Origin of the sequence: Nocardioides sp. Root140 (assembly GCF_001426745.1) — a bacterium.
Classification (GTDB): domain Bacteria; phylum Actinomycetota; class Actinomycetes; order Propionibacteriales; family Nocardioidaceae; genus Nocardioides.
In genome coordinates, this window is sequence record NZ_LMFI01000002.1 from 39555 (window position 1) to 51898 (window position 12344).

12 protein-coding genes are annotated in these 12344 nt (G+C 69.9%); 7 read left to right on the forward strand and 5 right to left on the reverse strand.

The features are described from left to right. Positions 1-5: 5 nt before the first annotated feature. The 4 genes from ASD30_RS07760 to ASD30_RS07775 form a co-directional block, all read right to left on the reverse strand. Positions 6-725, reverse strand: coding sequence for an anti-sigma factor (locus tag ASD30_RS07760; RefSeq protein ID WP_056679622.1), 720 nt, complete (start codon positions 723-725; stop codon positions 6-8). Next, positions 725-1333 (reverse strand): ECF RNA polymerase sigma factor SigK, encoded by a 609-nt coding sequence (sigK, locus tag ASD30_RS07765; RefSeq protein ID WP_056679625.1) that lies wholly within the window; start codon positions 1331-1333, stop codon positions 725-727. Before sigK ends, ASD30_RS07760 begins: the two co-directional genes overlap by 1 nt. A gap of 25 nt (positions 1334-1358) precedes the next feature. Next, positions 1359-2012, reverse strand: a complete 654-nt coding sequence (locus ASD30_RS07770) for a fasciclin domain-containing protein (RefSeq protein ID WP_056679629.1) — start codon at positions 2010-2012, stop codon at positions 1359-1361. A gap of 112 nt (positions 2013-2124) precedes the next feature. Next, the gene (locus ASD30_RS07775; RefSeq protein WP_056679632.1) at positions 2125-3828 is read right to left on the reverse strand and encodes a molybdopterin-dependent oxidoreductase; all 1704 of its coding nucleotides are present in this window, start codon (positions 3826-3828) and stop codon (positions 2125-2127) included. Between the two features lie 83 nt (positions 3829-3911). On the opposite strand from ASD30_RS07775, the gene ASD30_RS07780 reads away from it, so the two are divergent. The 6 genes from ASD30_RS07780 to ASD30_RS07805 all read left to right on the forward strand — a co-directional run bounded on the left by ASD30_RS07780 (position 3912) and on the right by ASD30_RS07805 (position 9569). Beyond that, positions 3912-5117, forward strand: a complete 1206-nt coding sequence (locus tag ASD30_RS07780) for a helix-turn-helix domain-containing protein (RefSeq protein ID WP_056679635.1) — start codon at positions 3912-3914, stop codon at positions 5115-5117. 128 nt (positions 5118-5245) lie between these two features. Next, positions 5246-6769 (forward strand): acetaldehyde dehydrogenase ExaC, encoded by a 1524-nt coding sequence (exaC, locus tag ASD30_RS07785; RefSeq protein ID WP_056679638.1) that lies wholly within the window; start codon positions 5246-5248, stop codon positions 6767-6769. Further along, positions 6770-7114: a DUF779 domain-containing protein gene (locus ASD30_RS07790; protein ID WP_056679641.1), complete on the forward strand. Its 345-nt coding sequence runs from the start codon at positions 6770-6772 to the stop codon at positions 7112-7114. It begins immediately after the preceding gene. Between the two features lie 109 nt (positions 7115-7223). Next, positions 7224-8147, forward strand: a complete 924-nt coding sequence (locus tag ASD30_RS07795) for an AEC family transporter (RefSeq protein WP_056679643.1) — start codon at positions 7224-7226, stop codon at positions 8145-8147. 33 nt (positions 8148-8180) lie between these two features. Continuing rightward, on the forward strand, positions 8181-8927 hold the full coding sequence (locus tag ASD30_RS07800; protein ID WP_082563675.1) for an enoyl-CoA hydratase-related protein: 747 nt from the start codon (positions 8181-8183) through the stop codon (positions 8925-8927). Positions 8928-8951: 24 nt separating this feature from the next. After that, entirely contained in the window at positions 8952-9569 is a 618-nt protein-coding gene (locus ASD30_RS07805) for a rhomboid family intramembrane serine protease (protein ID WP_056679648.1), read from the forward strand. 27 nt (positions 9570-9596) lie between these two features. Here the strand turns inward: ASD30_RS07805 and ASD30_RS07810 are convergent, their stop codons facing one another. Next, on the reverse strand, positions 9597-10022 hold the full coding sequence (locus ASD30_RS07810; protein ID WP_082563676.1) for a DoxX family protein: 426 nt from the start codon (positions 10020-10022) through the stop codon (positions 9597-9599). 155 nt (positions 10023-10177) lie between these two features. Here ASD30_RS07810 and ASD30_RS07815 point away from each other — a divergent pair, with 155 nt between their 5' ends. Then, complete coding sequence (locus ASD30_RS07815; RefSeq protein WP_056679653.1) at positions 10178-12328, forward strand: HelD family protein; 2151 nt, start codon at positions 10178-10180, stop codon at positions 12326-12328. Positions 12329-12344 lie beyond the last annotated feature (16 nt).

The window sequence follows — 12344 nt, forward strand, 5'->3', positions numbered from 1 at the left end:
CCGGGTCACGCTCCCTCGAAGGCGAACAGGGCCACCGGGTCGGAGGTCGGTGCGGGTGATCCGCCGGCCGGCTCGACCGTGATGCCTGCGCCGGTCGCCGTACGTGCGTCTCCGTCGAGGAGCACCTCGGCGTCACCGCCGTTCATCAGCCCGGCCGGCAGCATGTCGCCCGAGGGGGCCTGGAGCCAGAGCTGGTAGACCTTGCCGGCCGGTGCCTCGGGCATGTCGTCGGCGAGCAGCACGGCCTGGCCGCGCGACGCCGAACGCACGATGCGTGCGGTCGAGCCGTCGGGCAGGTCGGCCGAGATCGTCGCGGCGTCGGAGGCCTGCGTCACCTGGGCGGTGGCGCTGAGCTGGGTGGTCTCGTCGTCCCACGGCTGGGTGATCACGACTGCGCCGCCACCGATCACCGCAACTGCGGCTGCCGCTGCGACCAGCGACGGAAACCAGCGGCGACGTGAGGGCCGCTCCTCGTCGACGTGACGGCCGGGCACCTCGGGAGGCAGCGGGCGGACCGTGGCCACCTCGGCCATGATGCGGTCCTTGAGCGCGGGCGGGGGAGGCGTGGCGACGGCTGCGGCGAGCACGGCCGCGGTCTCCTGGAGACCGGCCACCTCGGCGCGGCAGTCCGCGCAGGTCGCCAGGTGCTTCTCGAACAGGTGTCGTTCGATGTCGTCCAGGGCGTCGACGGCGTAGGCGCCGGACAGTGCGTGGATGTCGCTCATCACTGGTTCACCCCCAATGCGTCACGGAGACGGATGAGTCCGTCGCGGATACGAGTCTTGGCCGTGCCGATCGGAACGTCCAGCATCGAAGCCACCTCCGTATGTGTGTAACCGCCGAAGAAGGCGAGTTCGAGGGCTTCTCGCTGGATCTCGGTCAGCGACTGCATGGCTCGGCGTACGCGGGTCGCCTCGAGGGCGGTGGCGGCGGCTTCTGCGGTGGAGTCGTGCGGGACCGTCTCGGACTGGTCGTGGTAGTTGTTGTCGCGGCGGTGGGCCGCCTCGGCCGAACGGACCCGGTCCACCGCACGGCGGTGGGCGATCGTCATCAGCCATGAGAGGGCGCTGCCGCGGTCGGCGTCGAAGCGGGCCGACGTGCGCCACACCTCGAGGTAGGTCTCCTGGGTGACTTCCTCGGCCTGCGCCGGGTCGCGGACGACCCTCAGCACGAGGCCGTGGACCCGAGCCGCCGTCGCGTCGTACAACGCGGAGAAGGCGGACTCGTCACCCCGGGCGGCCCTGCGGAACAGGTCAGCCAGGGCGGGCGCACCCGCCCCCTCCGACGACGAGTCGCCGGAGGGAACGGATGCAATGCCTGTCACGTGATCCATTGTGTCGTGTCCTGGTTTCCCAGGATCAGGAAGCCGGCATCAGCACGGAGTCGACGACGTAGACCGTGGCGTTGGCGGTGGGGATGTTGCCGCACAGGACGGCCGCGTTCTCGCCACCGACGGTGAAGTCCTCACCCGAGCCCTTGACCATGATCGTGTCGCCGGCGAGCGTCTTGTGCTTCCCGGCGAGCTCGTCCGGGCCGAGCTGGCCCGCGATGACGTGGTGGGTCAGGATCTTGGTCAGCGTGGCCTTGTCGGCGAGGACGCCCTTGAGGGTGTCCGCGGGGATCTTGGCGAACGCGTCGTTGGTCGGGGCGAAGACGGTCAGCGCCTCGGCCGAGTTGAGGGTGTCGCCGAGACCGGCCTCACCGACGGCGGTCACGAGGGTCTCGAGCAGCGGGTTGGCGCTGGCCGCCGTGGCGACCGGCTCGGTGGCCATGCCGTTGAACGAACCGGCACCGCTCGTGGGGATCTTGGCGCAGCCCGCACCGAAGGTCTCGGCACCGGCGTCGTCGGCCATGTCGTCGGACGGGGCGGACGACTCGGTCTGGCTGGGAGTGTCCTCGGCGGTGGTCTTGTCGTCACCGCCGTTGTCGTCGGAACCACAGGCGGCGAGCGACACCGACAGGGCAAGGGCAGCTGCGGCGATACCGGTCTGGCGGATGATGGAGCGCTTCATGGGAGTGCCTTTCTGGGTTCTGGTGCTGTCGGGTGTTGATTCGCTGCCGTCGGCCGACCGGATTGGTCGGTGACGGAAGTTTTTTCGAGCCGGAGCTGCCTCAGGCCGGTCGTCACTCGACGGTGACGACGATTTCCTGGACGCCGCTGGAGCCCTCGGGGAACGGGGTCGCACGCGCCGCGGTCTGGACCTCACCGTCGAGCGAGGTGGCCCGGACGGCGAGCATGTGCTGGCCGGGGCTGGCGTCCCAGGGGAGGTACCACTGACGCCAGTAGTCGATGCCGGCATCCGGCCCGAGTGTCGCCTCCTGCCACGCATTCCCGTCGATTCGCACCTCGACCTTGTTGATGCCGACGCGCTGCGCCCAGGCCACCCCGCCGATCACGGTCTGGCCGTCCTTGATGGTGGCCAGCGGCTTCGGGGTGTCGATCCGCGAGGAGATCTTGATCGGGGCGTCGGTGGCCCAGTCACGGTCCGTCCAGTACGCCGAGTCGTCGTCGTACGTCGTGAGCGTGAGGCGGGTCAGCCACTTGGTGGCGCCGACGAATCCGTAGAGGCCGGGCGTGATCAGGCGCGCGGGGAAGCCGTGCTCGGCCGGCAGGGGCTCGCCGTTCATGCCGATCGCGACCATCGCGTCGCGTCCGTCGCGAGCCACCTCGAGGGGTGTGCTGATGGTGAAGCCGTCGACCGCGGTGCTCAGGATCTGGTCGGCCTTGCTGCCGACCCCGGCCCGGTCGAGCAGGTCGGTGAGGGGTACGCCGAGCCAGCGCGCGGCGCCGATGTAGCGACCGCCGACCTCGTTGGAGACGCAGGTCATCGTGATGTCGCGCTCGATCAACGGCATCGCGGCCAGCTCGTCGAAGGTGAGGCTGAAGGAGCTGTCGACGTCGCCGTCGATCGTCAGCTTCCAGTCGTCGACCGGCACCACGGGCAGGGTCAGGTTGATGTCGACCCGGTAGAAGCGGTCGGTGGAGGTCTGGAAGTTGGAGATGCCCGAGTAGACGTTCTCGAGACCCGCCGGCAGCGGCGCGATCGGCTTGGCTGCGGGCGGCAGGTTCACGTTCCCGATGCGGGTCCGGTAGGCGATGATCTTCTCGCCGGCCCAGCCCATGGTCGCCGAGGCGGCCGCGACGAGGCCCGTCGTGATCAGCAGGGTGCGTCGGGAGGCGCGGGGAGCGGCCGTCGGTGCGGACTTCGACTTCGACTTCGACCTGGGCTTGCGCCGCGCGATCGGCTCGAGATTCGACATCACGTCGAACGGGCCGGTCCCACCGGCCGGGGAGGGGCCCACAGGCCCGCCCGCGGAGTGTGTGGGCGCCGGGTCTTCCTCCGCCGCTGCCTGCGCCGGTTCGTCCGCCGGTTCTCGTGAACCGTTGAGCAGTCGCACCAGCAGCACCAGGACCACCAAGCCGACCACGGCGGCAACCAACGACGGCACCACGTCGCTCGCCGTGGCCAGCGGTCTGGTGACTGCAGCGGCTCCCGCGAGCGCGACGAGGGCGATCAGCAGCCCCGCCCCGACGGGGAACCAGCGGCGTGCCAGCAAGCCGGCGACGGCGGCGAGCAGGAGCGTCACCGCCATCACGCTGGCCAGCAGGATCGGCTTGTCCTTGGTGCCGAACTCGCGGACGGCGTACTCCTTGAGCGGAGTCGGCGTCAGGTCGATCACCGTGGACCCGACCGCGAGCACCGGTGAGGACGCCGGCTTGAGAAGTGACGCGATCAGGTGGCCTGCCGCCATCCCGCAGAGTGTGGCGAGCACACCTGCCAGGGCGAACGGCGAGCCGGAGCGCAGGGCATTCCAGAGTCGCTTCATGGGTGTGCTTCGGAGCGGCCGCCCGATCGGATGGGTTTCGGACGGCACTGGTGCAGGGACGGCGAAGGAGGTTCACTGGTCGGATGACCTCTGAAGGCATGCGGGTCCAGGTGGCGGAGTCGTGGCATCGCTCCGCCGCGGCCGGCGTACGCGCTGAAGAGCCCGAGGCCCCGATCACGCTCGCCGAGGACACCCTGCGCGGGCACCGCGAGGCGCACCCGTTGGCGCACGTCTTCCCGCTGCTCGACGACGTGCTCGGCCAGGCCGCCCGCGACTGTGACGCGGTGATGGCGGTCTCCGACGCGTCGGCCCAGCTGCTCTGGGTGTGCGGCCACCCGCAGGTGCTCCGCAAGGCCGAGAAGATCGGTTTCGTCGAGGGGTCCAACTGGGACGAGCGGTTCGCCGGCACCAACGCACCCGGCATGGCCCTGGCCCTGGGCCAGCCGATCAGCATCATCGGCTCCGAGCACTTCCGGCACTCGGTGCGCCAGTGGAGCTGTGCCGCCTCGCCGATCCACGACCCCACCACGGGCGAGCTGCTGGGTGTCCTCGACATCACCGGTGGCGACCAGATCGTCGTGCCCCAGACCATGGCGATGGTGCGGGCCGCGGCGCGGATGGCCGAGACCGAGCTGGCGCACCTCAAGCTCACCGCCTCCGCGCAGCCCGCCGAGGTACGCCGGCAGGCGGGGTTCGGCATCTCCATCCAAGGGCTGGGCCGCCACGAAGCGCTGCTCGACATCGACGACGGCTCCGGACGGCACTCGACCCTGCGCCTCTCCCCGCGGCACAGCGAGCTGGTGCTTCTGCTCGCGTCGGCGCCGCGTGGCCTTTCGGGCGACGAGCTGGCGGTGCTGCTCTACGAGGAGGACAACTCCGGGTCCACGCTGCGGGCAGAGCTCAACCGGCTGCGCAACCTGCTCGGCGACGACCTCCTGGCCAGCCGCCCCTACCGGTTGGTCGCCGACGTGTCGGGCGACTGGCTGGCGGTCGAGGCGCGCATCGTCAACGGTGACGTGGCCGGCGCCGTGCGCGCCTATCGCGGCCCGTTGCTGCCGCGCTCGACCGCGCCTGGCGTGGTCCGGCTGCGCGAGGCGATCGACTCGACGGTGCGACAAGGGGTGCTGCGGTCCGGCGTACCCGACCTGATGTCGACGTGGACCCGGTCGTCGTGGGGCACCGACGACTACGACATGTGGGTGGCCCAGCGCGACGCCGTCGGCCCGAGGTCACCTTTGCTGCCCCTGATCAACGGCCAGATCGAGCGACTGGACCGCGAGCTCGCCTGAGAGTTCGGCCTGAGAGCTCGGCCTGAGAGTTCGGCCTGAGCGCAACGTCCGTGCAACGTGCGGCTCCCTACGTTGTGAGCGGCGTCACCTTCCGACGCCCCTTCTCGACACTTTCTGGGAGTCACGACATGACTGTTCACGCCGCACCCGGCACCGACGGATCCTCCATCGAGGTCAAGAGCCGCTACGGCCACTTCATCGGTGGCGAATGGGTCGACCCGATCAAGGGCGCCTACTTCGAGAACATCTCGCCGGTCAACGGCAAGCCGTTCACCGAGATCGCCCGTGGCACCGCCGAGGACATCGACGCCGCACTCGACTCTGCCTGGAACGCCGCCGACGCCTGGGGTCGTACGTCGACCACCGAGCGGTCCAACATCCTGCTCAAGATCGCCGACCGCATGGAGCAGAACCTCCAGGACCTGGCCGTCATCGAGACCTGGGACAACGGCAAGGCGGTCCGCGAGACCCTCAACGCCGACATGCCGCTGGCGATCGACCACTTCCGCTACTTCGCCGGTGCCCTGCGTGCCCAGGAGGGCGGCATCTCCGAGATCGACGAGAACACCGTCGCCTACCACTTCCACGAGCCGCTGGGCGTGGTCGGCCAGATCATCCCCTGGAACTTCCCGATCCTGATGGCCGTGTGGAAGCTGGCGCCGGCCCTGGCCGCCGGCAACTGTGTGGTCCTCAAGCCGGCCGAGCAGACCCCGTGGTCGATCCTCAAGCTGATGGAGCTGATCGGCGACCTGCTGCCGGCCGGTGTGCTCAACGTGGTCAACGGCTTCGGTGTCGAGGCCGGAAAGCCGCTGGCGTCGTCGCCGCGGATCCGCAAGATCGCCTTCACCGGCGAGACCACCACCGGCCGCCTGATCATGCAGTACGCCACCGAGAACATCATCCCGGTGACCCTCGAGCTCGGCGGCAAGAGCCCCAACATCTTCTTCGACGACGTGGCCAACGAGAAGGACGCGTTCTACGACAAGGCGCTCGAGGGCTTCACGATGTTCGCGCTCAACCAGGGCGAGGTCTGCACCTGCCCGTCGCGCGCCCTCGTGCAGCGGTCGATGTACAGCGACTTCGTGGCCGACGCGATCGTCCGCGTCGAGGCGATCAAGCAGGGCAACCCGCTCGACGAGACGACGATGATGGGCGCCCAGGCCAGCAACGACCAGCTCGAGAAGATCCTCAGCTACATCGACATCGGCACCAAGGAGGGCGCGAAGGTGCTCACCGGTGGCGGCCGCAACGTGCTCGAGGGCGACCTCGCCGAGGGCTACTACGTGCAGCCGACGGTCTTCGAGGGCGACAACTCGATGCGCATCTTCCAGGAGGAGATCTTCGGACCGGTGGTCTCGCTGACCGGGTTCGACGACGAGGCCGACGCCCTCAAGATCGCCAACGACACCCTCTACGGCCTCGGTGCCGGACTGTGGACGCGTGACGGTTCGCGGGCGTTCCGCGCCGGCAAGGCCATCGAGGCCGGCCGCGTGTGGACCAACTGCTACCACGCCTACCCGGCCCACGCCGCGTTCGGCGGCTACAAGCAGTCGGGCATCGGTCGCGAGAACCACAAGATGATGCTCGACCACTACCAGCAGACCAAGAACCTCCTGGTCTCCTACAGCCCCGACAAGCTGGGCTTCTTCTAAGTGGAACGCGTCGCCGTCACCGAGGAGGCTGCGGAGCTGATCCGCAGCCTCACCGGGACGCACGGGCCGGTGATGTTCCACCAGTCCGGCGGCTGCTGCGACGGCTCGTCGCCGATGTGCTACCCGCAGGGCGAGTTCCGCACGGGGGACTCCGACATCCATCTCGGGGACCTCGACGTGGGTCTCGAGCGGGCGGTGCCGGTGTGGATGAGCAGGTCGCAGTTCGAGTACTGGTCGCACACGCACCTCACCATCGACGTGGTGAAGGGTCGTGGCGCCGGTTTCTCGCTGGAGGCGCCCGAAGGTAGGCGCTTCCTGATCCGCTCGCGGCTCATGGAGGAATGAAGCACCGACCTCAAGTATCTTGACGTCAAGAGAACTCCCAGTGTTCAATGGTGGCTGAGGGCTGTCCCGGGGCCCACCCACAGCCCCCAGCCACCATTGAAGGGGAGCAATGCAGGGAGTCCTTGCCGGATTCGCCACGATCATCGTGGTGATCGGACTCGGTGCCCTGCTGGCGCACCTCAAGGTCCTCGACCTCGCCTCGCAGGTGGTGCTGTCGCGGCTGGCGTTCTTCGTGGCCAGCCCTGCCCTGATGGTCACGGTGCTGGCCGACACCGACGTGACCGAGGTCTTCTCGCGCAACCTCGCGGCCACCGCGGTCGGGGTGCTCGTCGCGTCCGCGGTGTACGTCGTCGCGGCCCGGCTGGTCTTCCGCCGAGACCTCGCCGACACCGTGGTGGGCGCGCTCTGTGCGGCGTACGTCAATGCCGGGAACCTGGGCCTGCCGATCGCGGCGTACGTCATCGGCGACGTGGCGCTGGTGGCGCCGACGCTGCTGATGCAGCTGCTGGTCCTCCAGCCGCTGGCTCTCGCCGTGCTCGACCAGGCCACCTCGCCCCAGCCTCCTTCGGCGTGGCGGTTGATCTCCCGGCCGCTGCGCACGCCCCTGACCGTCGGGTCGCTGATCGGGCTGGCCGTGTCGCTGGCCGGCGTCGAGCTTCCGGCCCCGATCCACGACCCGCTCGACCTGGTCGGCGGCATGGCGGTGCCCGCGATGCTGCTGGCGTACGGCGTCTCGCTGCGGCTCGGCCCGTTGCCCGGGCGCGGGGCAGCACCGGCCGAGCTGGGGCTCATCTCGGTGCTCAAGCTGGTCGTGCAACCCGTCACGGCGTACGCCGCCGGCCGCTTCCTGTTCGGCCTCGACTCCGAGGCGCTGCTCGCCGTGACCGTGCTCTCCGCGCTGCCGACCGCGCAGAACATCTTCGTGCACGCCACCCGCTACGACCGCGGAGTGATCGTGGCCCGCGACGCGATCTTCGTCAGCACGATGCTGGCCGTGCCGGTGATGTTCGTGATCGTCGCGCTGCTCGCCTGATCCCCGAGTTCGGGGGATGGCAGGATGGCGCGCATGACCGAGCTCGTGAAGTACGCCGCCGCCGGGGGCATCGCGACCCTCACCTTCGACTCGCCCCACAACCGCAACGCGCTCTCGCGCCAGCTGGTGACCGAGCTGTACGCCGGGCTCGAGCGGGCCGAGGCCGACGACGACGTGAAGGTCGTCGTGATCGGCGCCGAGGGCAAGGTCTTCTGCTCGGGCGCCGACCTCTCCGAGGCCGCTGAGGGCTCGATGGAGGAAGGCGCCAAGGGCATCGTCGACCTGCAGCGCCGCATCGTGGCATTCGCCAAGCCCGTGGTGACTCGCGTGTACGGCGCGGTGCGCGCCGGCGGCATCGGCATCGTGGCCGCGTCCGACATCGCCATCTCTGCCGACGACGCGACGTTCGCACTCACCGAGGTGAAGCTGGCCCTGGCGCCGGCCGCCATCTCGTTGACCGTGCTGCCCCGGATGACCTCGCGGGCCGGTGCCTACGCGTGCCTGACGGGCGCGAAGTTCACCGGCGCCGAAGCCGCTGAGTGGGGCCTGGTCACTCGCGCCGTACCCGCCGACGAGCTCGACGACGCCGTCGCCGCCGTGTGCGCCGAGCTGGCCACGGGTGCGGCCCAGGGTCTGCGCGAGACCAAGGCACTGCTGGCCCGCGACCTGCTCGACCGCATGGACGCCCGGGGCGACGACCTCGCCGCGCTGTCCGGCCGCCTCTTCGGTTCGGATGCGGCCCGCGAGGCGATGCTGGCCTTCCTGAGCAGGAAGAAGTAGCCGACCGCTGGATACGCTGGAGGCATGAGCCTCCCCGACGCACGCACGTCCTCCACTGCGGAGACCCCGCGGTGGGTGCGGGCCGCCACGGTCATCGGCAGCTTCGTCGCGCTGCTCTACGTGATCGAGTTCGTCGACACGCTGATGGGCAACCGGCTCGACGCCGAGGGAGTGCAACCCCGTGAGACCGACGGGCTTCTCGGCATCGTCTTCGCCCCGCTGCTGCACGGCGGCTGGGACCACCTGATCGCGAACACCGTCCCGACGCTGGTGCTGGGCTTCCTGATCCTGCTGTCCGGCACCCGCACGTGGCTCGGCGTCACCGCGATCGTGTGGGTCGTCGGCGGGGTCGGCACCTGGCTGACCGGCCAGGACAACTCGGTGCACATAGGCGCCTCGGTCCTGGTCTTCGGCTGGCTGGTCTACCTGCTGGTGCGTGGCTTCTTTGCCCGCAAGGCCGGACAGATCGCCCTCGGCGTGCTCATCCTGCTGATGTACGGCGGCGTGCTGTGGGGCGTGCTTCCGGGTCAGCCCGGCATCTCGTGGCAGGGACACCTGTTCGGCGCGATCGGCGGTGGGCTGGCCGCCTGGCTCCTCGCCGAGCGCAAGGGCGCCGAGCGGCAGCGCGACCTGCTTGCCTGACGCAGGTCGGGCGCAGAGCGCGGTGGGTCAGCGCGTGTAGAGCGCCTTGACCCGGTCGTCCCGCAGCCACAGGCCGCCCCAGACCAGGACCGCCATCGCGAAGGCGAAGACGGAGCCGAAGACCGCCTGGTCGTCGAGGTAGATGTTGACCGCGATCGCGCCGCCGAGGTAGCCGGTGATCAACACGGCGCCGAGGACCGCGGTGCGCGGGACCAGATGGACGATCAAGGCGATGCCGAGCGAGATGCCCAGCGGATAGCTGAACCACTCGGGGGCGCCGTACTTCTCGTTCCAGTCCTGCGCGGTCTGCACGTTGAGCAGGTGGCTGATCGAGTCGACGGCGAGGAAGAGACCGACCAGGCCGCTGATCACGTAGCTGACGGTGCGCTTCGTGCTCCTCGTGGTGGCGGTGGCGGTGGTGGTGGTCTCGGGGGCGAAGGTCGTGGTGCTCATGGCGGTTTCTCCTGAAGTGGTGGGTGGGTCGATGCCCATTGAGACCACGCAGGTTTCGGGAATTCATCGCTGGCCGATCTGGTTTTCCGCTGGCAGGCGCGGCCCGGTAGTCTTGCCTGCTTGGTTCTTGTGCATCTTCGAGGGGTGGTCCTGCGTTGTCCGATGACGTTGCCGAGCGGGAAGTCGCTGCGGAACAGGCGTTCGTCGACCGGGTGTACGACCAGCTCGAGGAGTCGACGGCGGCGGCCCAGCAACTGGCCCGCGAGGGCCACGAGCGCGGTCGCCTGGGTCACGAGGGTGGCCTGGTCGAGCGCGACGCCATGGTCTTCCAGGCCGCGAAGCGGATGGCCCAGCTCGACGCGGCCCACGAGGGCCTGGTCTTCGGCCGTCTCGACATGCGCCCCGAGCTCGATCCCGAGCCCCGCTACGTGGGCCGCATCGGTCTGCGCGACGCCAACCGCGACTCGCTGCTGATCGACTGGCGCGCCCCCGCCGCCGCGGTGTTCTACCAGGCGACGGCGGCCGAGCCGCACTCCGTCGTACGACGCCGGGTGCTGCGCGCGACCGGCCCGAAGGTGGTCGGTGTCGAGGACGAGCTCCTCGACGACCAGGCCGGGACCGACCTGCCCATCGTCGGCGAGGGCGCCCTGATGGCGCAGCTCTCCCGCGCCCGTGACCGGTCGATGCACTCCATCGTGGCCACCATCCAGGCAGAGCAGGACAAGGCGATCCGGGCCCCCTCGAAGGGCGTCGTCGAGATCTCCGGCGGTCCGGGCACCGGCAAGACGGTCGTCGCCCTGCACCGTGCCGCGTTCCTGCTCTACACCGACCGTCGCCGCTACGAGGGCGGCGGTGTGCTGATCGTCGGTCCGTCCGGCGTGTTCATGCGCTACATCGAGCGGGTGCTGCCGTCCCTCGGCGAGACCGCCGTGGCGCTCCGCTCGCTCGGCGAGGTCGTCGACGGCGTCCGCGCCACCCGTCACGACGAGCCGGCCGTCGCCGACGTGAAGGGCTCGATCCGCATGGCCGAGGTCGTACGCCGGGCCGCGCGCCAGGCCGTCCCGGGTGCGCCCCGCGACTTCCGGATCTTCTACCGCGACGACACGATCGTGCTCGACCGCCAGCTGCTCGGCCGACTGCGTCGCCAGCTGCTCAACCAGGGCCACCGCAACCGCCAGATGCCGCGGGTGGCGATGACCCTGCTCGACGCGATGTGGCGTCAGGTCCGCGGTGAGCGTGGCCGTGAGCGGGGTCGCGACTCGTTCAACGACGAGATGCTCGGCGACGACCAGTTCCTCGAGTTCGCCCTGCAGTGGTGGCCGCCGCTCGACGCCGCGCAGGTCATGTCGTGGCTGCGTGACCCCGACTTCCTGGCCCGCGTCTCCGACGGCGTGCTCGGCCAGGAGGAGCAGGCCCTGCTCAACAAGCACTGGTCCGAGACGCTCACCATCGAGGACATCCCGCTGCTCGACGAGGCCCGCTACGAGCTGGGCGACCTGCCCGAGAAGTCCAAGGACGGCGACGAGTTCTCCGACCACCTCGGCGGCGACCTCCAGGAGCTGACCACCGCCTCCGAGCGTGAGTTCGCCACCGGGCCGTCGTGGAAGCCGCCGACGAACCGCATCGAGGACGACCCCTTCGCCCACGTGCTGATCGACGAGGCACAGGACCTCACCCCGATGCAGTGGCGCATGGTCGGCCGCCGTGGCCGCGCTGCGTCGTGGACCATCGTCGGCGACCCGGCACAGTCGTCGTGGCCGGTGCCGTCGGAGTCCGACGCTGCTCGCCGTACGGCGCTCGAGGGCAAGCAGGTGCACCGGTTCCACCTGTCGACCAACTACCGCAACTCGTCCGAGATCTACGAGTTCGCCGCGGCGTACGCCTCCCGCGTCGGCCTCGACGCCGACCTGCCCACCGCAGTCCGCTCGACCGGCATCCCGCCCACGGTGCTCGGTCCGGTCGACGACCTCGAGGTGTCGGTGCGCAGAGAGGTGGCTCGCCTCTCCGGCGAGGTCTCGGGCACCGTCGGCATCGTGGTGCCGGTGGCCCGTCGCGCCGAGGTCAACGCGTGGCTGGCGTCCTGGCCAGAGTTCGCCGGCGACGCGCCCTCCGCCGCATCGCCCGGCGTCACGCCGAGCGGTGACGACCGCATCGTCGTGCTGACCGGCCTCGACACGAAGGGCCTGGAGTTCGACGGCATCGTCGTCGTGCGCCCCCAGGAGATCGAGGACGAGTCCCAGACCGGCCGGGCCGTGCTCTACGTCGTCCTCACCCGCGCCACCCAGCTGCTCTCCACCGTCAGCTGAGCGAAGGCGTTAGGGT

Excerpts from the sequence above, each read along its gene's own strand:
- ASD30_RS07760 (WP_056679622.1), bottom strand. The coding sequence starts at position 725 with ATGAGCGACATCCACGCACTGTCCGGCGCCTACGCCGTCGACGCCCTG.
- sigK (WP_056679625.1), bottom strand. The coding sequence starts at position 1,333 with ATGGATCACGTGACAGGCATTGCATCCGTTCCCTCCGGCGACTCGTCG.
- ASD30_RS07770 (WP_056679629.1), bottom strand. The coding sequence starts at position 2,012 with ATGAAGCGCTCCATCATCCGCCAGACCGGTATCGCCGCAGCTGCCCTT.
- ASD30_RS07775 (WP_056679632.1), bottom strand. The coding sequence starts at position 3,828 with ATGAAGCGACTCTGGAATGCCCTGCGCTCCGGCTCGCCGTTCGCCCTG.
- ASD30_RS07780 (WP_056679635.1), top strand. The coding sequence starts at position 3,912 with ATGACCTCTGAAGGCATGCGGGTCCAGGTGGCGGAGTCGTGGCATCGC.
- exaC (WP_056679638.1), top strand. The coding sequence starts at position 5,246 with ATGACTGTTCACGCCGCACCCGGCACCGACGGATCCTCCATCGAGGTC.
- ASD30_RS07795 (WP_056679643.1), top strand. The coding sequence starts at position 7,224 with ATGCAGGGAGTCCTTGCCGGATTCGCCACGATCATCGTGGTGATCGGA.
- ASD30_RS07800 (WP_082563675.1), top strand. The coding sequence starts at position 8,181 with ATGACCGAGCTCGTGAAGTACGCCGCCGCCGGGGGCATCGCGACCCTC.
- ASD30_RS07805 (WP_056679648.1), top strand. The coding sequence starts at position 8,952 with ATGAGCCTCCCCGACGCACGCACGTCCTCCACTGCGGAGACCCCGCGG.
- ASD30_RS07810 (WP_082563676.1), bottom strand. The coding sequence starts at position 10,022 with ATGAGCACCACGACCTTCGCCCCCGAGACCACCACCACCGCCACCGCC.